General features: G+C 58.9%; 21 protein-coding genes and 1 riboswitch. Of the genes, 8 read left to right on the forward strand and 13 right to left on the reverse strand.

All coding sequences use genetic code 11. The features are described 5' to 3' along the window. Positions 1-178 precede the first annotated feature (178 nt). The 3 genes from ACP7AP_RS04955 to ACP7AP_RS04965 form a co-directional block, all read right to left on the reverse strand. Entirely contained in the window at positions 179-676 is a 498-nt protein-coding gene (locus ACP7AP_RS04955; RefSeq protein ID WP_426032821.1) for a GreA/GreB family elongation factor, read from the reverse strand. A gap of 9 nt (positions 677-685) precedes the next feature. Beyond that, complete coding sequence (locus tag ACP7AP_RS04960; protein WP_426032823.1) at positions 686-1138, reverse strand: NUDIX domain-containing protein; 453 nt, start codon at positions 1136-1138, stop codon at positions 686-688. Between the two features lie 159 nt (positions 1139-1297). Then, positions 1298-2071: a DMT family transporter gene (locus ACP7AP_RS04965; protein WP_426032825.1), complete on the reverse strand. Its 774-nt coding sequence runs from the start codon at positions 2069-2071 to the stop codon at positions 1298-1300. A 77-nt stretch (positions 2072-2148) separates the two neighbouring features. Next, a riboswitch (FMN riboswitch) is annotated at positions 2149-2297 on the reverse strand. A 108-nt stretch (positions 2298-2405) separates the two neighbouring features. On the opposite strand from ACP7AP_RS04965, the gene ACP7AP_RS04970 reads away from it, so the two are divergent. The 3 genes from ACP7AP_RS04970 (at position 2406) to ACP7AP_RS04980 (ending at position 4955) form a co-directional block, all read left to right on the forward strand. After that, positions 2406-3131, forward strand: coding sequence for an esterase/lipase family protein (locus ACP7AP_RS04970; protein ID WP_426032827.1), 726 nt, complete (start codon positions 2406-2408; stop codon positions 3129-3131). 3 nt (positions 3132-3134) lie between these two features. Beyond that, positions 3135-3557, forward strand: coding sequence for a low affinity iron permease family protein (locus ACP7AP_RS04975; RefSeq protein ID WP_426032829.1), 423 nt, complete (start codon positions 3135-3137; stop codon positions 3555-3557). Between the two features lie 84 nt (positions 3558-3641). Then, positions 3642-4955 carry a caspase family protein gene (locus tag ACP7AP_RS04980; protein WP_426032831.1) on the forward strand — a complete coding sequence of 438 codons (1314 nt, stop codon included), beginning with the start codon at positions 3642-3644 and terminating at the stop codon, positions 4953-4955. Positions 4956-5041: 86 nt separating this feature from the next. Here the strand turns inward: ACP7AP_RS04980 and ACP7AP_RS04985 are convergent, their stop codons facing one another. From ACP7AP_RS04985 to ACP7AP_RS04995, 3 genes are all read right to left on the reverse strand, one after another. Next, positions 5042-6112, reverse strand: a complete 1071-nt coding sequence (locus ACP7AP_RS04985; RefSeq protein ID WP_426032833.1) for a 5-(carboxyamino)imidazole ribonucleotide synthase — start codon at positions 6110-6112, stop codon at positions 5042-5044. Beyond that, a complete protein-coding gene (gene purE / locus ACP7AP_RS04990; protein ID WP_426032835.1) occupies positions 6105-6587 on the reverse strand; it encodes a 5-(carboxyamino)imidazole ribonucleotide mutase in 483 nt (160 codons plus the stop codon). The genes ACP7AP_RS04985 and purE overlap by 8 nt, the downstream gene beginning before the upstream one ends. A 110-nt stretch (positions 6588-6697) precedes the next feature. Next, a complete protein-coding gene (locus ACP7AP_RS04995; protein WP_426032837.1) occupies positions 6698-6916 on the reverse strand; it encodes a YdcH family protein in 219 nt (72 codons plus the stop codon). 204 nt (positions 6917-7120) lie between these two features. Here ACP7AP_RS04995 and ACP7AP_RS05000 point away from each other — a divergent pair, with 204 nt between their 5' ends. Together ACP7AP_RS05000 and ACP7AP_RS05005 are read left to right on the forward strand one after the other, a co-directional pair. Further along, the gene (locus tag ACP7AP_RS05000; RefSeq protein ID WP_054007007.1) at positions 7121-7534 is read left to right on the forward strand and encodes an Hsp20 family protein; all 414 of its coding nucleotides are present in this window, start codon (positions 7121-7123) and stop codon (positions 7532-7534) included. A 9-nt stretch (positions 7535-7543) separates the two neighbouring features. After that, on the forward strand, positions 7544-7774 hold the full coding sequence (locus tag ACP7AP_RS05005; protein WP_426032839.1) for a DUF1150 family protein: 231 nt from the start codon (positions 7544-7546) through the stop codon (positions 7772-7774). A gap of 282 nt (positions 7775-8056) precedes the next feature. Here the strand turns inward: ACP7AP_RS05005 and trxB are convergent, their stop codons facing one another. Continuing rightward, a complete protein-coding gene (gene trxB, locus ACP7AP_RS05010; RefSeq protein ID WP_426032841.1) occupies positions 8057-9019 on the reverse strand; it encodes a thioredoxin-disulfide reductase in 963 nt (320 codons plus the stop codon). A 184-nt stretch (positions 9020-9203) separates the two neighbouring features. Between trxB and ACP7AP_RS05015 the strand changes: the two genes are divergently transcribed. After that, positions 9204-9704: an Lrp/AsnC family transcriptional regulator gene (locus ACP7AP_RS05015; protein WP_426032843.1), complete on the forward strand. Its 501-nt coding sequence runs from the start codon at positions 9204-9206 to the stop codon at positions 9702-9704. 443 nt (positions 9705-10147) lie between these two features. Here the strand turns inward: ACP7AP_RS05015 and ACP7AP_RS05020 are convergent, their stop codons facing one another. The 4 genes from ACP7AP_RS05020 to lgt all read right to left on the reverse strand — a co-directional run bounded on the left by ACP7AP_RS05020 (position 10148) and on the right by lgt (position 13129). Continuing rightward, the gene (locus tag ACP7AP_RS05020) at positions 10148-10306 is read right to left on the reverse strand and encodes a hypothetical protein (RefSeq protein ID WP_426032845.1); all 159 of its coding nucleotides are present in this window, start codon (positions 10304-10306) and stop codon (positions 10148-10150) included. Between the two features lie 137 nt (positions 10307-10443). Next, complete coding sequence (gene pgeF, locus ACP7AP_RS05025) at positions 10444-11193, reverse strand: peptidoglycan editing factor PgeF (RefSeq protein ID WP_426032847.1); 750 nt, start codon at positions 11191-11193, stop codon at positions 10444-10446. Then, on the reverse strand, positions 11193-12242 hold the full coding sequence (locus ACP7AP_RS05030) for a class I SAM-dependent methyltransferase (RefSeq protein ID WP_426032849.1): 1050 nt from the start codon (positions 12240-12242) through the stop codon (positions 11193-11195). The genes pgeF and ACP7AP_RS05030 overlap by 1 nt, the downstream gene beginning before the upstream one ends. Beyond that, positions 12239-13129 (reverse strand): prolipoprotein diacylglyceryl transferase, encoded by an 891-nt coding sequence (gene lgt / locus ACP7AP_RS05035; RefSeq protein ID WP_426032851.1) that lies wholly within the window; start codon positions 13127-13129, stop codon positions 12239-12241. The genes ACP7AP_RS05030 and lgt overlap by 4 nt, the downstream gene beginning before the upstream one ends. Positions 13130-13261: 132 nt before the next feature. Between lgt and ACP7AP_RS05040 the strand changes: the two genes are divergently transcribed. Further along, entirely contained in the window at positions 13262-13507 is a 246-nt protein-coding gene (locus ACP7AP_RS05040) for an accessory factor UbiK family protein (protein WP_426032853.1), read from the forward strand. 871 nt (positions 13508-14378) lie between these two features. Continuing rightward, positions 14379-16055: a hypothetical protein gene (locus ACP7AP_RS05045; RefSeq protein WP_426032855.1), complete on the forward strand. Its 1677-nt coding sequence runs from the start codon at positions 14379-14381 to the stop codon at positions 16053-16055. Positions 16056-16071: 16 nt separating this feature from the next. On the opposite strand, the gene ACP7AP_RS05050 is transcribed toward ACP7AP_RS05045, so the two are convergent. Both ACP7AP_RS05050 and ACP7AP_RS05055 read right to left on the reverse strand, forming a co-directional pair. Beyond that, positions 16072-17937 carry a DUF262 domain-containing protein gene (locus ACP7AP_RS05050; RefSeq protein ID WP_426032857.1) on the reverse strand — a complete coding sequence of 622 codons (1866 nt, stop codon included), beginning with the start codon at positions 17935-17937 and terminating at the stop codon, positions 16072-16074. Positions 17938-18102: 165 nt separating this feature from the next. Then, positions 18103-18463 (reverse strand): IS1595 family transposase (locus ACP7AP_RS05055; RefSeq protein WP_426032859.1); only part of this gene is annotated, 361 nt, incomplete at its 5' end.

Consider the following 18463-nt stretch of genomic DNA (forward strand, 5'->3'; position numbering starts at 1 on the left):
CGGTTCTGTAAGGTCAGCGTGCAGAGCAGGCGTGGGTATGCGGATGTTTAAGCGCAGAGGATGACTTTAGGGCTTGAACGCTACTTTCGCGTTGCTCTTTTTGAAATACTCCCCCCGGAGGGTCTGTTTGGTGTTTCGAATGATGGGATCAAAGTGATCACCGCCATGTTAATATAACTTACTGATTGGAATGGGTAATATAGACAATCTCAAGGCTGACCGGGCCAGAAGGTTTGCGCCATATAACCTCATCGCCGACCTGTGCGCCGATCAAGGCGCGGGCGAGCGGGGATTGCGGGGTGATGCGGTGCAGGCGCGCGTCGGCCTCGTCCTCGCCAGTGATCTCATAGGTGGTCTGTTGGCCGTGATCATCGGCGACGGTCACGGCGAGACCAAAGGCCACTTCGCTAAGCGGCAGGGTGGCGGGGTCGATCAGGATGGCAGAGCGCAGACGGGACTCAAAGTAGCGGATGTCACGCTCGCAGGCAGCTTCAGGCAGTTTGTCGAGCCGTTCGAGGCGGAATTTCAGGGCGCTCAGCGTGGTTTGCAAATCGCGCAGGCGGGCTTGCAGGGCGTTCAGGCCTCGGGGCGTGACGTAGTTCGGATGCGGCGATTGTGGCAGATCGGGCAGCGGATCAAGCGTGCCGTCGCCTTCTTTGACGAAAGCCCTACTCACGATAACCGCTCATCGCACGATGACTTCCAGCGGGTCATACAGGATGCCGATGCCCCAAGCGGTGGCGATCAGGCTGTCGGGCTTAAAGCGGATGCGGCCCGATTCCAGATCGGCGCGGGTAAAGAACCGACGTTGGGTGACGACGCCTTCGGGGTCGCGCCAGCTGGCGTTGATCGCCCCTGCGGTGATGGTGCAGCGAAAGAAGATATCGACCTGATGAAAGCCTGACACCGGGTCATGGAATTCATTGATCAACGCGGGCGCGCCTACGGTCACTGAAAGTCCGGTTTCCTCATGCACTTCGCGCGCCAGATTGACCGGCAGCGAGGTGCCGGGCTCGACCCCGCCGCCCGGCGCGCACCACAGGTCTGATCTCGCGCCGGGATAGGCGTTGACCAACAGCAGCCGATCCTCATGCAAGATCAGCGCGCGGGTGGCGAGGCGGGTGGGGCGTTTCGACATGGTGTCAGGCTGATGCCCCGGTGCCGCAAGGTCAAGGGCCTATACTGTGACGGGATGGTTTTGCCCCTGCCGTTCCGACCACAGCAGATACATCGAGCCCGCAAGGATCAGCGCCACGCCCAACCAATAGGCACCTTCGGGTGCAAAGCCCAGCACCAGTCAACTGACCGCGATATTGGAAAACAGCTTCAGATCATCAAACGGCTGCACAAACCCCGCATCGGCGCTGGCATAGGCGAGGGTCAGGAAATGCTGAGCCGCGTACATGATCGCCCCGCCAAGGATCAGCAGGCCAAGCACAGTTACGGTTGGAATTTCAAACCCGGCGTGCAGCGAGAACAGCCCGTTGATCGGCGTCAGCAGCAGCAACAGCCATAGCGTGATCGCTGTTTGCGGCTCGGTCGCGGTCAGCCGCTTGGTGATCAACGAGGCCCCGCCCCAGCAGATCGCAGCGATGATCGGGTAAAGCATGGCAAGCGTCAAAGCCCCCTCCCATGGCCGCAGCAGAATCATCGCGCCGCTAAACCCGATCAACGCCGCCAGCCAGCGGTTCGCCGCCACCCGCTCGCGCAAAAACACCGCCGCCCCGATCATCACGAAGAACGGCGAGGTCATCACCAGGGCCACCACATGCCAGGGCGCCATACCTGCGCCGAAAGCTTGGGTAAACGCCTGCACCCCCAGCACCGACAGCAGGATGCGCAACCCATGCAAAAAGGGATGCCCCGTCTTCATGCTCGCCACTCCTTGCCGCCAGATGAACGGCAGCGAGAACAGCGTGGCGATGGCATATTGCCAGAACGCATCCGATTGCGGTTTGAAACCCATCTTATAGGTCACGGTCCAAGTGATCGCATTGGCGGCAGCAAAGGCCACTCCAGCCAGCACCATGAAAAGCGCGCCTTTCAGCGGGGCGATATTCGACTGATTCATGCCTGTCCTCCTTCAAGACCAACATCAATCAGGGGGACATGACACGCCAACACCCCCCGCAAAACGGTTGAGGCTGCGCGCATTCTCTTGCATCCGGACTATACCGTCGGCCCCGGAGTTACACCGGATCTGCTGACCCCAAGGCCGAAGTCCCGAAAGACCAAAGCCAAAGGCGCTCGCGGGCTTTACCGCCGGTGGGGAATTGCACCCCGCCCTGAGAATGTCCGGGCCTCCCCGGACGTGCAATTTCTACCAGCCCCCCGCTCGGGCACAAGCTGCAAACCCCACTTGCCCTGCACATAAGATGCGCTTTAATGCCAGCATGACAAAAACGATGATTTTTATGCTGTTCGCGGCGTTTGCGCAGAATAACCCTGCTCAGGCCGATTGCGTGGTTCTGCTGCATGGCCTCGCGCGCACCGAAACCTCGCTGGTCGCGATGCAAGCCGCGCTGGAGGCCAAGGGCCATGTTGTGATCAACGAAAGCTATCCGTCCACCGAAGCGCCGATTGCCGAACTCGCCGCAGGCGTTGGTGCCCGCGTTGCGCAATGCCCCAAAGGTGCGCGCGTCGATTTCGTCACCCATTCGATGGGCGGCATCCTTGCACGCTATTGGCTGGCCACCCACAAACCCGAGGTGATGGGCCGCGTGGTGATGCTCGGCCCCCCCAATCACGGATCAGAGCTGGTCGATACCTTTGGAGAGATCGGCGCGTTTCGGTGGATGAACGGCCCGGCAGGGTTGCAGCTTGGCACCGACCCCGGCGCTGTGCCGCAGGAACTGCCAAAGCCGGATTACGCCGTCGGCGTGATCGCGGGCACGCAATCGCTGAACCCGATCACCTCGGTGGTGATACCCGGCCCCGATGATGGCAAGGTTTCGGTCGCCAGCACGCATCTTGCAGGGATGGCAGATCAGATCGAGTTGCCCGTCACCCATACCTTCATGATGCTGAACCCGGTGGTGATCGCCGAGACCCTGATCTTTCTGGACGCCGGGCAGTTTGATCATAACCTCAGCTACACCGATGCGCTGCGCATCGCTTTTAACAAGGAATAACGCATGGCACGCTTAGGACGCACGGGTCTGGGATATGCCGGGCTCGCAAAGGCAGTGTCACGCTACTGCGGGCGACCCAGCACCTTCCTGCTGGCCTGCGGGGTGATCGTTATCTGGATCATCACCGGGCCTTTGTTCGGCTTTTCAGACACATGGCAGTTGGTGATCAACACTGGCACCACGATCGTCACCTTCCTGATGGTATTCCTGATCCAGAACACCCAGAACCGTGACACCCAAGCCATCCAGTTGAAACTGGATGAGTTGATCCGCGCCACCACAGGCGCGCACAACGCGCTGCTTGATCTGGAGGAGTTGGACGAGCGCGCGCTGGAATCCTTCCGCAGACGATACGAGGCTTTGGCCCGTACCGCCCGGGATTTGCGGTTGGCGGGCGGCATCGACACCGACTCGCCCGAAGCGTAAGCCGCGCGGCAGCAAAACAGAAGACTTTGCGAAAAGCGCAATTTCGGTTAAACTTCTTGCAGATTTCAGAAACAGGTTGTGCTGATGTTTGATCGACTCGGGCATTTTTTCCGGCTTTGCCTGTTTGGCATCTTGACGCTGGCTCTGCTGCCAGCGGCTGCGGAAGCTGCGGGTCGCAAGCTGGCGTTGGTGGTCGGCAATCAGGCTTACACGGTGCTGCCGGGGCTGAATACCCCGGTTGAAGACGCGCAAGGCGTGTCAAATGCGCTGCGCAATCTGGGGTTTGAGGTGACTTTGCTCACCGACGTTGGCCCTGCGGTGTTTCAGGCGGTGCTGGGCACTTTCACCGCACAGGTCGATGAGACCGATACGGTTTTGTTCTTCTACGCGGGCCACGCGTTTCAGAAAGACGGCGTCAACCATCTGGTGCCGGTCAATGCGCGGCTGGCCGATGCCAAGGCTTTGGATACCGAAACGTGGCGGCTGGACGACATTGCCAAAGCGTTGAAAGGCAAGACCAATCAGCTTTTGCTGTTCGTCGATGCCTGCCGCGACAACCCGCTGCCCGAAGCCGTGCGCAGCGCTGCCGAAGCGGGCGGTCTGGCGCAGTTTGACGGTGGCGCGGGCACTTACGTCGCCTTTGCCACAGCGCCGGGGCAGGTGGCTTGGGACAAGACCGAAGGCGCGGTGAACAGCCCGTTTACCGCTGCATTGCTCGCCCATATCGCCAAGCCGGGGCAGAATATTTCCGATCTGATGATCGCGGTGCGCAATGATGTGGAAACTGCAACCAGCGGCAAGCAAACCCCGTGGGAGCAATCCTCGCTGCGTGAACAGTTCTTCTTCGTGCCGCCGGTGGCCGAAGTTGCTGCCGCCGAAGACGTGCTGCCCGCGTTTGAAGTGGTGGCGGATCAAAGCACGGCACTTGCGCCTCCGGGTGGCATTGCGGTGATCGGCCAAGGGGTGGGCGATGATCAGCTGGCGTCTTTGGAAAGTGACACCCGCAGCCTGAACGCAGCCCTGCCCGAGAATTTGGCTTTGGGCGTGCAGACCGAACTCGACCGCATCGGCTGCTATGGGATGCGGGTTGATGGCGATTGGGGCAATGGTTCGCGCCGCGCCATGACCGCGTATTATGAGGCGAAAAAGGTGCCACCCGGAGAATTGGAGCCAAGCGAAGCGGTGTATCGCACCTTGCTGGCCGAGCCGGAAAAGACCTGCGAAAAGGCCGCTGTGGCGGTGAAATCGGCCACCAAGACCACGCCGAAGGCCACCACGAAGAAATCAACCACCAAAAAAGTCGCGGCCACCACAACCAAGAAAAAACCCGCTGTCGCAGCACCCGTGAAGAAAAAGCCAACCTGCAAGTTCATGGTGATCGCGGTGGTGTGTTCCTGAGCCAGGCTCAAAGCTTAACAAAGTATGAATGAAACCCTGTTAAGTCCCTGATTTCCCTTCGTGGCGTCTGTGTCCATGCGTGGACGCTACGCCTTTCGGATCACCCGGTTGACATGCCCCATCTTCCGCCCCGGCAGCACCTCGGCCTTGCCATAAAGATGCACCGCGCAATCATTTTCGCGCAGCAATTCCGGCAACCGATCCATATCGTCGCCGATCAGGTTTTCCATCACCACATCCGAGTGTCGCCCGCCATCGCCCAACGGCAGCCCCGCGACAGCCCGGATATGCTGCTCAAACTGATCGACAGCACAGCCATTCTGCGTCCAATGCCCCGAATTATGCACCCGCGGCGCGATCTCATTCACGATCAGCCCGGCGGGGGTGACAAACAACTCCACCCCCATCACACCAACATACTCCAACGCGTTCAATATCCGCGCCGCAAGCAGGATCGCATCCGACCGCATCGAAGCCGACAGCCGCGCGGGCAGGGTGGTGGTGGCAAGGATGCCATCGCGATGCACGTTCTCACCCGGATCATAGCAGGCGACCGAACCATCCAGGCCCCGCGCCGCGATCACCGAAACCTCGTGACTGAAGTCGATGAAACCTTCCAGCACGCAAGCCGCCCCCGCCATGCTGGCATGCGCCTCGGCCGTATCAGAGGCGTTCCTGATCCGGGCCTGCCCCTTGCCGTCATAGCCCAGCCGGGTGGTCTTCAGGATCGCAGGCGTGCCGATCTTTTCGATGGCAGCCTCTAAATCGGGCAGGGTCTGCACGGCGGTATAGGGGGCGCAGCTCAGCCCCAATCCAGTGAGAAAGTCTTTCTCCAGAATACGATCCTGAGAAATTGCCAGCGCGCGGCGATTGGGGCGGACTTCACGCAGGGCCTCCAGCGCGTCAAGGGCGGCGGTGGGGATGTTCTCGAACTCATAGGTGATCACATCGACCGAAGCGGCAAAAGCCTGCAAAGCGGCGATGTCATCATAGCTGGCGGTGGTGAGGGTGTGGGCGACATCAGCGGCGGGTGGGTTCTGGCTGGGCTCGAAGATATGGGTTTTGTAGCCAAGACGAGAGGCCGCGACCGACAGCATCCGGCCCAACTGCCCACCGCCAAGGATACCGATTGTGGACCCAAGTGGCAGGTTATTCATCCTTCGGCTCCTCTGGGATCGAGGCGGACAGGGCCTCGCGCCACGCATCCAGACGGGCCGCCAAAGCCGGATCATGCAGCGCCAGAATCCCGGCAGCCAGCAGGCCCGCATTGGCAGCGCCAGCGGCACCGATCGCCATAGTAGCCACCGGATAGCCCTTCGGCATCTGCACGATGGAATACAGGCTATCGACGCCCGACAGGGCTTTGGTCTGCACCGGTACGCCAATCACGGGGATGCGGGTTTTGGAAGCCATCATGCCCGGCAAATGCGCCGCCCCGCCCGCGCCTGCGATGATCACCTGCAAACGTCCTGCCGCCGCTTTGCCATAAGCCCAAAGCCGGTCGGGGGTGCGATGGGCCGAGACGATCTTCGTCTCATACGAAATGCCAAGCTGATCCAGCACAAGCGCCGCTTCTTTCATCGTTGGCCAGTCAGACTGGCTTCCCATGATGATCCCGACATCAACAGACATTGGCAACTCCGGCTGATTTCACAGCGCTTCATAGCAATGCAGGCGGAGGAGGCAAGGAAAAGCCGGAACATCAGGGGTAGGGTGCGCTTTTCACGCACCATTCTGACCGATCAGGCGATGATATTGGGGATCAGCAGATCTTCGATCCACACGATCTGGTCCTTCATCTGCAATTTCTGCTTTTTCAGCCGCCGCAGCGTCAGAATATCCGGGCGGCCTGCGGTTTCCAGCGCATAAACCGCCTCATCCAGATCGCGATGCTCACGCCGCAGCACTTCCAGCTTCACGCGCAGCATGTCTTCAAAGTTCATCTCGGAGGAGGCATTCATGGCAGGACCGAATCCAGTCTTTATGGCTTGCCTTTAAGATACAGTGATTCGCCCAAATTCCGCGCAACGTTTCTGCATCAGCGCGTCACTTTTCTTGCGCAATCCGTCCCTTGTAGGCATCCGCCGCTGCCCCCATATTAAAATGGTCATGTGCCGCTGTCTGGGCCTGACCTCTCATGTCGCTTGTTGCAAAGGGCATCGGTTATGACGAAACTTACCTTCGGCTCGCACCCGTTTCTGCTGGGGTTTGAACAGTTGGAACGGCTGGTGGAGCGTACCGCCAAAACTGCCTCGGAAGGCTATCCGCCGTTCAACATTGAGGCCACGTCCGAGAACACCTACCGCATCACCCTGGCCGTTGCTGGTTTTCGCGATGAAGATCTGGCGATCACGGTAGAAGACCGTCAGCTGGTGGTGCGCGGGCGGCAAAGCGATGATCTGGGCGAGCGGGTGTTCCTGCATCGCGGCATTGCAGCGCGGGCGTTTCAACGCTCGTTCGTTTTGGCCGATGGCGTGGAAGTGGCGGGGGCTGATCTTGATCACGGGCTGCTGCACATCGACCTGCGCCGCATGGTGCCCGACACCATTGTGCAGACCATTCGTATTGGCCGCAAATAAGGAGAGATGATGATGGATGTGAAATTTGACGGCCTTGATGCGGCAGAAAACCGCATCGTGTATGTGCGCCCGATTGCGGTGGAAAGCCTGCCCGAAAAGGTGCGCGCACAGATCAACGGCATGAAAACCGTCTATGCCGTGCATGGCGAAGATGGCGAACAACTGGCGCTGGTCGCTGACCGCGATCTGGCGTTCTCGCTGGCACGTCAGCACGATATGGCGCCGGTCAACGCGCATTAAAGCCGTTTCGGGGGGATCTGGCGCAAAGTAATTATAAGTCGCGCCGGATCTGTCGCATCATTCTTTAACGATGCCCTAAATCACAATACGCAGCAAAACCACAATATGTTGTAAAAATACCTGCTCAAATCGAGCAAAAGCACAAGTCGTTCCCCGCTGGGAAGCGTTTCCCACTCCGACGGCTTTGAAGACAGATCAGACTCAACCCGGTATAACACTGTATTTTCGATATGAAAAAAGCCGCGCAAAATGCGCGGCTTTTTGTTTGGCATGCGGGTTTGTTTATGCGGCGACGCCGTCGTTCTCGGCTTGCTCTTGCAGCCAACGCTCGGCATCCAACGCGGCCATGCAGCCCATTCCGGCAGAGGTGACGGCTTGGCGGTAGATATGGTCGGTCAAATCGCCTGCCGCGAAGACGCCCGGAATGGCGGTGCGGGTCGAGCCTGCCCCAATCTGCACATAGCCGCCCTCATGCAGCGGCAGTTGATCCTTGACCAATTCCGAAGCGGGGGAATGGCCGATGGCGACGAAGAAGCCGTGGCAGGGTACGTCTTTCACTTCTCCGGTTTTCAGATTGCGGGTACGGACCGCGGTGACAGAAGCCGGGGCGTCGCTGCCCAAGACTTCGGTGACCTCGGAGTTCCACAGCATTTCGATCTTCGGGTGTTTGAACAGACGGTCCTGCATGATCTTCTCGGCCCGCAACGTATCGCGGCGGTGGATCAGGGTGACTTTGGTGGCGAAATTGGTCAGGAACAGGGCTTCTTCGACCGCCGTATTACCGCCGCCGATCACAACAACTTCTTTGCCGCGATAGAAGAAACCGTCGCAAGTGGCGCAGGCCGAGACGCCGAAGCCTTTGAATTTTTCTTCCGACGGCAGACCCAGCCATTTGGCTTGCGCCCCCGTCGCCAAGATCACCGCATCGGCGGTGTAGGTGGTGCCGCTGTCTGATTGCGCGGTGAACGGGCGGTTTTGCAGATCAAGGCTGGTGATGTAGTCCGAGATCACTTCCGCCCCCATCGCCTCGGCATGACCCTGCATCCGCACCATCAGATCGGGGCCTTGCACATGGGTGTCACCCGGCCAGTTTTCCACCTCGGTGGTGATGGTCAACTGCCCGCCGGGTTGCAGACCTTGCACCAGGATCGGCTCCAGCATGGCGCGGGCGGCGTAAACTGCGGCGGTATAGCCTGCGGGGCCAGAGCCGATGATCAGAACTTTACTGTGGCGTGTCGTGGTCATGGCGCATCCCCGGAATCGTGTGACGCTTGATATATGCGTTGCCCGCGCGCGGGGGAAGGGCTGGCAAACGCAGGACGGAATTGTGCGGAGAGCGGGTGTTTTGCGAAAACATCTTGCGCGGTTGTGAAAGAATGTTGCGCAGCGCAGGGCACAGGCATAGATACGAGGCAAAAAGGAGGCCCATATGGCCGGCAGCAAACTCGATCCGATCGACCGCCGAATCTTAGCTGAATTGCAGGCGGATGGTCGGATGACCAATGTGGAACTCGCGAGCCGGGTGGGGATTTCAGCACCACCCTGCCTGCGCCGGGTCCGCACGCTGGAGGAGGCGGGCTATATCAAGGGCTATCACGCCGATATTGATGCGCGCGAAATGGGCTTTGAGGTGCAGGTGTTCGCGATGGTGCGGCTGCAAAGTCAGGCCGAGGCGGATCTGTCAACCTTTGAGGGCCGCTGCCGCGCGTGGCCATTGGTGCGTGAATGCCATATGCTGAACGGCGAGATTGATTTCATCTTGAAATGCGTGGCCCCCGATCTGTCGAGCTTTCAGTCTTTTCTGACCGAGCAGCTTTTGAAGGCCGAGAATGTGGCGAATGTGAAAACATCCTTGGTGATCCGCTGTGCCAAGGACGATCCGGGACTGCCGTTTGATGTGCTGGAAGCGCGGCTGGCCAAGCACGCCTGAATTGGCAGGAGGGGGCGTTTTCTGAAGTCAGAAAACGTGCCGAATTCTGTGACAGAATTCGATCTGCTGGCCAGCGGTCTGCACAAATGTTTAGGCGGCCCCTTGATGGTGTCAGAGAACACCAGGGCCGCCTTAACTGAGCATCATCCGCAGCCCGACATTTGCCGAACTGGTGCGCTGAGGGGGGTGCCTTTGAGGGGTCTTACCACGCCCGCCACCGCCTGTTTTCACAGAGGGACATCTGTAAGGCCAAACATGGCGGAAACACGCCCTGTTGTCAAAGTTTATTCTTAATTGATATGCAGTTATGACGCGATCTTCATGTCGTTGCCGTTATTGTCCACGCTGCAGGTGCAATGCAGGCGTTGTGCGCCGAAAATCAAAAAAAGCCGGGGGTTGTCCCCGGCCTTTTTTACGAATCGGGCCCAGATTTGGGCGATAGATCAGTGGGCAGCCTGCGCGCGCGGCTTGGCGGTGGCGGCTTTCAGCGCCACAGCCATTGCCTCGGGGCGGCGGCGTTGGCCGCGTGCCCAAGGCAGGCACACTTGCGGCTCGGCGCTTGCTGCGATGGCGGATTTCATCCAGCGGCGTTGTTTCTTCATGGCCCTTGTCCCTTGCAGGTTTGTTCATGCGTTGGAGACAATTTGCCGGAAGTTTGCGGCGGCGGTTGGACCGGAATCGGTGGAGTTTAAGGAGATTTTCAGCGGGTTTGGGCTGAATTGTGGCGCGGGCCGCTGGGTTAAAGCCGGATCACCGACAACAGGCGGCCGTAATCGGCCTCACCCGCATGGGTGGTGCGGCGATACGAGAAGAATCGTGAGGCGTCTGAGAAGGTGCAGTGCCGGGTCCATTCGGCACGGCCGACGCCCGCCGCACGCAACCGCCACACCCCATAGCCGGGCAGGTCAAACAGCATCCGGTCGGCTTGGCCTTGAGCGAAGAAGCGGCGGGTCTCAGGATCGTCGTCGGTGAAGGCTTCAAAAAATTCGGGGCCAACCTCATAGGCGGATTGACTGATGCAGGGGCCGATCACGGCGGCGATGCGGCCACGAGATGCCCCCAGCGCCTCCATCGCCACAAGCGTCGCTTCCAGCACACCGTCTTTCGCACCGCGCCAGCCGGCATGGGCGGCGCCAATAACCCCGGCTTTGGCATCGGCGAACAGCACGGGCTGGCAATCGGCGGTCAGGATCGCAAGGCCGAGTCCCGGCGTGGCGGTGACCATCGCATCGGCTTGTGGGCGGACTCGCAACGGGGCTGTGATGTGCAGGGCATCGGGCGAATGGACTTGGTGGACGGAAACGAGGTGATCGGCGGCCAGATCCAGTGCCTCGGCGACGCGGGCACGGTTGATCGCCACGGCGTCGGCTTGGTCGGTCGATCCGGTGCCACAGTTCAGCCCGGCGAAAATCCCGGAAGAGGCCCCGCCCTTACGGGTGAAAAACCCGTGGCGGGGGGTAAGGGCATCGGAGGTGATGATTTCAAGCATCAGGCGAATCCGGGGGGCTTGGGGGCGTGAGAGGGGGTGATGGCGAGGGCTTTGAACAACCTTCCCATTTCCTCGGGCGCGGTCAAGCGGTGCGTGGCGGCATTGTGCTGGACAAGGGCATCTCCGGTCAGTTTTAACCCCAGTTGGACGGCGCGCTGGTGGATGCCAAGCGCGGTCAGAAGCTGGCCTTGCGTGGTGTAGGCATGGGATGTGCAGGCCGCAGCGAGGGCGGCAAAATCGACATGGGCGGTCAGATCGGCTTCGCCGGGTTGCGCTATGGGATCGGTGAAGCTATGCGCCTTCAGCGCTTGGAACGTGTCGCCGCGTGAGGTCCAATCGCCGTAGTCGAGGATCAGGGCCGCGCCACCGTGGGTTTCAATTTGGGCGGCGATGGTCTGCATGATCGGGGCAGCGGCAGGGCAGATTTCGACGATATCGCCGGGTTTGGTGTCGGCAAGGCGATGGTCCAGCGGGGAAATTTGGCTGGGGGGGGATTTACCGAGGCTCAGGCGGTGGTTTGTGACGCCGATCAGGGTTTCCTCCCAGCCTTGGCCGTGCCTTGTGAATTGCCGGATCGGCAGGGCGTCGAAGAATTCATTGGCGAGCAGGTAGAGCGGAGTTTCACCGAGCGTGAGCTGGTCGGCCCATTGCACTGGATAATCGCCCAGAGTGGCGCGCTGGCGGGCGCGCAGGGTGGCGGAGGCTTCCACCAGCAGCACCTGCGCTGCGGCGTGGAAGCCCGCAACGCGCTTGGTGGCGCGCAAAACATCGGCCATCAGGGTGCCACGACCGGGGCCGAGTTCGGCGAGGGTGAAGCGGGCAGGCGCGCCTTGGTCGAGCCAAGTTTGCGCAAGGCAGAGGCCCAGAAGTTCGCCAAACATCTGGCTGATCTCGGGCGCGGTGGTGAAATCGCCAGCAGCGCCGAACGGGTCACGGGTGGAATAATAGCCGTATTCGGGATGCAGCAGACATTCGGCCATATAATCGGCGAGGGTGATTGGGCCTGTCGCCTGAATACGCCGGATCAGCAGTTCGGCGATGGGGGTCATGCGGGGTTTGCTGGGGTGGGTTTGGCTTTGGCGATGAACCAGATGCCCGCGGCGATCATCGGCAGGGTCAGGATTTGCCCCATGGTCAGACCGTATCCTGCGGCATGCAGCGCAAGGCCGAGCGGGTTGCCCTCCGAGACGAATTGCGCGTCGGGTTGGCGGACGAATTCGACCAGAAAGCGCGCGATGCCGTAGCCTGCGAAGAACAGGCCCGCGATTTTGCCCGGTGTTTTCAGCCAGCCGCGCCGCCAGATCAGATAGCTGAGGACGACCAACAGCAGCATGCCTTCCAATGCGGCCTCGTAAAGCTGGCTGGGGTGGCGGGCGCAGATGGTCAGCACGCCCTCGCAGGTTTGCGCGGCCTCACCCGGAAAGGCGACGCCCCAGGGCAGATCGGTGGGGCGGCCCCAAAGCTCGGCATTCACGAAATTGGCCAAGCGGCCCAGCAGCAGGCCGATCGGCGCTACGGCGGCCATCAGATCGGCCAGCGGCAGCATCGCGATTTTCTCGCGCTTGCAGAACCAGATGCCCGCGATGGCGACACCAAGGAAGCCACCGTGGAACGACATACCTCCCTCCCACACCCGCAGGATTTGCAACGGGTTTTGTAAGAAATGGTCGGGTTGGTAGAAGATCACATAGCCCAAGCGCCCGCCGAGGATGACGCCGAAGATCACCCAAGTCAGCAGGCGTTCGACCGCCTCAGCCGTCAGAGGCGGCGGGCCGGACCACAGACGGGGCGTGTTGATCATCCACACGATCAGCTTCCAGCCCGCCAAAAGCCCGACGATATAGGCCAAAGCATACCAGCGCAGGGTCAGCGTCATCGGCCCCAGCGGGATCGAGAAGATATCGGGCGACAGGTTCGGGAAGGGGATATAGGACATGGGGCTTCCTGCGATTTCCCCCGCGTTGTCGGCAAGCGGCGGGGCGATGTCAACGTGGGATTGCGGCAGATCGCCATCTTGTGCGCAGGCCTTTGGCGGATCATATAAGACTTAATCGAAAGGAGGCCCCAGATGACGGCCGGAAACAAATTCTTCGACGATATGTCAAAGCTGATGACCAATGCGATGGGCGTGGCACAGGGTGCCAAATCCGAAGCCGAAACCGCGATGAAGGGCTTTGTGGATCGCTGGCTGGCGGATCGCGATTTCGTCACCCGCGAGGAATTCGACGCGGTGCGCCTGATGGCGCAAAAAGCCCGTGAGGAGAACGTGGCACTGGCGGCGCGGCTTGCGGTGCTTGAGGCCAAGCAAGGATGAGCTGCCCCGCGCGGCTTGCGAGGGCAACCACCGCAAGCCGCACCACACCTGCATGACCTGCGACTGATGGGGCAAAGTGATCTCAGAATCAGACGTGATCTGAACTTATAGGCATGGGGCCACAACATGTTGTGGAAAAATCCCTCAAATGTCGCGATGGGCACAAGTGCTTCCCAGCGGGGAATGAAACTGCCGCTGATGGACATCCCTGCAAACTGCGATGCCCCCGCAAAAACAAAGGCCACGCCAGACACCCTGCCCACCCACCCGAGCCGTTTCACAAACCAAAACGCCCACCGAAAGGCAGGCCATTTTGCTTTGGTTTAGAAATTTGGTGGAGCCAGGGAGGATCGAACTCCCGACCTCTTGAATGCCATTCTCACATTCTGCGTTTCACAGGGTCTCTTGGGCTTGCATGGAGTTGCACTAAACTGTTGATAATTATGTATATTGTATCATATGGCCACATCGCCTATCTTAGCGTTTCAGTGATTGGTGATGACTCGGTGATGACTCGCAACGGCGAGTCATCACCGAAGCCCTCGAAAGGAACGCGAAATGCCCAGCATGAAGTTGTCTCGCAAGTCCATCAGCGGTCTGTCCGTCCCGGCAAAACCGGAGACTTGGTGGGACTCCGATCTGGCTGGCTTTGGGCTGGCAGTTCGTCCGACAGGCAGCCAAAGTTGGGTTGTCCAATATCGGCCCGGCTCTGGTGGCCTATGACACGCTTTATGGTTTCAACCCGATCTTCGTTCTGGAACTGACGGCAACGCCCAAGGACGTGGCGGCGCGTGGTGCCCCTATGCCGCGCCCAGCGCGGTATGCGAACCTCTTGGTGGAAGTCACCGGGCGAGAGTTACACGCGGAAGACATGATCAAAATGCCGCTGAATCTCGACGCGCGGCATGGGACAGATTGGCATGCGACACTGACAGCGGCGCTTTCCACGCTGAACACGTTGCAGGTGGCGGCTGATGCCTACAGGGCCGAAAAGGGCGACCTGACCTATATCCGCCCTATCATGCTGGTGCAGGTAGAGCGGACCGGGAAAGACCAACGCGACGGTGTGCATATACACGCCCAAGACGTGCGGGAATGGCTGTTGCAGGCTGGGCTTGATGATGCAGCGGTGGCTATCAAGACGGCGGAACAGAACGACCTGAGCCAAGCGGAGAACCAAGACCTGCTTTCGACAACGAACCGGGTGCGGGTGATCGTGACCAAGGCGGCGCTGCAAGAGGGCTGGGACTGCCCCTTTGCCTATGTGCTGTGCTCGCTCGCGGCGGCGTCCAACCTATCGGCCATGACGCAGCTTGTGGGCCGTGTGCTTCGGCAACCGCATGCGCTGAAGACCGGCAACCCCCTTCTCGACGAATGCTATGTGGTGACACACCACGCGGGCACGGAAGGAGTGGTGCGGGCGATCAAGGACGGGCTGGAAAAAGATGGGCTGGCCGATCTGGTGCTGACTGTGGCGCAAGGTGGCCCGGTAGGCGGGGCAGGTATACCGCGCCCTGTTCAACGTCGCCCAGACTTCAAGACGGTCGAAATCTATCTGCCCAAGGTCTTGAGGGCCGATGGGCCTGTGATGCGCGACCTCGATTATGAAACGGACCTTCTGTCGGTTATCGACTGGCGCGGCTATGACCCGTCTGCGATGGCCAAGACGTTGCCGGAGAACCCGAAGGAAGTTGCATCCCAGCTTCAGCGCATCAGCTTGACCACGGCAGGCGAAGAGCACTTTGCCGGTGAGACGGTGGCGAAGGGGCTAGAGGCGCTACGCTTTGACCCAGCCTATGCGGTGCGGGTCATTTCTGATCTAGTGCCCAACCCTTTTGTGGCGCGTGAGATTGTCGAAAAGGTCCTAGCCGTTCTAAGGCAGCGCGGATTTGACGACGCCAAGATCGGAGCGGCTTCGGGTTTGATCGTTGATGAACTGCGCAAGGCGCTCGACAAGGAGCGAGACTCGCGGGCTGAGGCGCTGTTCAGGGCTGAGGTGGCGGCGGGGACGATCCAATTCCGCTTGCGTATCGACGGTCAAAAGAATTGGCAAATGCCGCACGTTATCCAAACGACAGAGGCGGCAGGTTCGCCGCACTTGACTGGGGGTGATGGTGCGGCCCTACGGCGAAGCCTGTTCTCGCCAGTCTATCGTGCCGAGTTGAACGAGGAAGAGCGTGGCGTTGCCGTCCACCTTGACGGAGAAGCGGCTGTAAAGTGGTGGCACAGAAACGTCGCTCGCGCGGACTACGGGCTTCAGGGCTGGAAACGTGGTCGCATCTATCCCGACTTCATTTTCGCAACTGGGGGCAATGCTGGCAAGGGCCGGGTGGTTGTTCTGGAAACGAAGGGCGATCACCTTCAGAATCCCGACACAGATTACAAGCAGGCCGTCCTGTCCTTCCTGACCACGAGTTTTTCGTGGGACAATGCCGTGCCTGCCGGTCAGCTTCAAATTGAGATAACAGGCGAGACGGTCGAATGTGCGCTTGTTCTCATGCAGGACATTCCGACGAAACTGCCTGACCTGATCGGGCCGGATGAATAATTAGAGGAATGAACTTCTATCTGGGCCAAAGATTTTGCGCCCTAATAAACAATTGCTCACCCCTCTCAGCAATTTGTTGCTCGTTCCAAGTCTCTTTTTCGAATAGGGAAAGATTTATCGGCAAGAGAGAGTGTTTCATCATTTCCGGCTTCTTCGTGTTCCAAGCGAGATTCGATTGTGACGAATTTAACTCTGTAGTTAAAATCGTGAGATTCCCAAGAGTATCTTTGGCAATATTGCGGGCGCGCGATCCGACTGCTCTCGGATCAGTTTCGGCAGCCGTGTAGAGTTGCATGAAGTCCATACCAAGAACGTCGCCGTGCAAAGGCCAGTTCTTTTCCCATTGTTGGGGCATGATATGTTCGACGGACGGTTTTTTATCGAAACTAAGTGCCTCTGACTTGGAAGACATGTAGCTTTGGTTCAACCTTCCAAACAGATAAACTAGTTTCGGATTGTTAAGTGGTCCGTAAAGCGGCTTGTGAATCCAAGCTTCTCTAAACACTGCATCGTTTGGCCAAAGCCCGGAATCACCCTTTTGAGCCATCAATGCCCGTCGTAAAGTTTCTGCTGAAAAGCCTTCTGTTCGAACTGCCCGAGTCAGTGACAAAAAAATTCGGTTATAGTTCTGGGTTCCAAGATTGCAAACTGCGCGTCTAAGCAAATATGACTCTAGAACTCCCGAAATTTCTTTCCATTCGTCGTGGCCAAGATTTGCTTCGAGAAGCGTAAGCAACAATGGGTAGGCTGTGCGAATGTCAAATGCGTCGAGAAAACTACAAACTCCGAATATGAAATCACCCCGGGCAGGTTCAATAATTCGCCTAAAGTGATCACCTTGGCGCGCCAAAGTGGAAAGCTCGGCTGTCACGTCCGAGAACGGTTTTTCCCGTTCAAGCCAATGCCTATACTCAACATAGAGATGCTTTATTGGGATGTCTTGGCCCTGACGGCTCGCAAGAAAATGCTGCATGTATAGATCACTGCGCGGACGGACTAAGCGCCCTTGTTTCACTTCTTGTCGCCAAAAGTGGTCATCAAACCTTGACCAATACTTTTCATAGAGCTCCTCGCTATTAAGTCCAGCGCGGCTGGCCCGAAAGAATATATAGTTCTTCAAAAGGTCAGCGGGAAGCAGAGGCTCTCCCCTCGCATTAAGCGTTTCGAAGATTACTTGGGGGTCATCATCCTTTTGCAAATCGATCACAACTACCATCAAAGAATTTCGAAGCGTCTGGAAGCACTCATCAAGGCGCGCATGAATTTCAAATTCGGCACAGAGTGGAGGCTCGCCGTTCACCCCTAGAAAGAAAGACTCTAGTTGGTCGGAAAAAAATAGATAGGCTTCAACCATCCGGGGGCGCGGTTCTGGGTGGCGCGCATAGGGCTTGCGCTGGAGGGGGTGTCGATCAAGTAGAGTCTTGCGAGAGCCGGAAGAAATGACGTCTGTGAACTGAGATCGATCCAATTGAGTAGGCCAGACTTTGAAACGGTCTACATTTGAATCAGTCATCATTCCCGTATTATACAGAAATTTTTCGCACTCGGCAGCTAAGTCGCTACATGCCTGAATTGAACAAAAGTCCCGATAGGCAGCCAGAAAGATTTGAAGGGTAGTCAGACGTTGCTGACCATCTATGACTTGCCGAACGACAACATGGCCCGTTGGGGTTTGCTTTTGATCTAGAACCAGTGCGCCCAAGAAGTGGTTGGGTGCATCTTTGCGGCCTTCGAGCGATTCGACGAATTTGCGCTGAATGTCTTCCCAAAGGGGAAGCCACTGCTGCTCTTCGTTCCAGACGTATTGGCGCTGGAATAGAGGGACCTCAAGCCGTTGCTTGGCATCGAACACGGCGAGAACTGAGGACTTGTGCACATCCACGGGTCAACAACTCCATTTGGTTGCAAAGGCTTATCCCTTTTAGTCCGGTCGGCCTACATGTTGACGCGGCGCAGAACCTCGCGTCTGCGGCTTTAGAGGCGACCCGGATCAGTTTTGATCGCTATGCTGAGTTATGGGTGGCGGCTTTTGTGGGGACGAGGGCCTTCAGGCCCGCAGTTCAACGAAATCGCGATATGTCGCGGGACCGAGACCAACACCGATCCCGAGCAGCGTGTCGAACGCGCTGCGCAAGTGTCGCCGTCGGTTCCAGCGAAACACGAATTCGTCGAGATAGCGTTGCAGATGGCGTTTTCTGAGGCCGTGGAAGACACCTTTGGCCCATGTTTTCAGGTTGGAGAACACGCGGTGGACCCAGTGGAGGATCTCGTGTGCCTTCTTGCCGCTGACGACCTTCGCCTCGTGCGTGTTTGCCGGAGGATTTTCGTAACCGAGCCAGCCGTCGGTGATGATGTGTGCGCCGGGTTCCACGACCTGACCAATGAACCCGTGCAGCGTCTTCGCCGCT

The sequence above is a fragment of the Cypionkella sp. TWP1-2-1b2 genome (genome assembly GCF_049896245.1).
Taxonomy (GTDB): domain Bacteria; phylum Pseudomonadota; class Alphaproteobacteria; order Rhodobacterales; family Rhodobacteraceae; genus Cypionkella.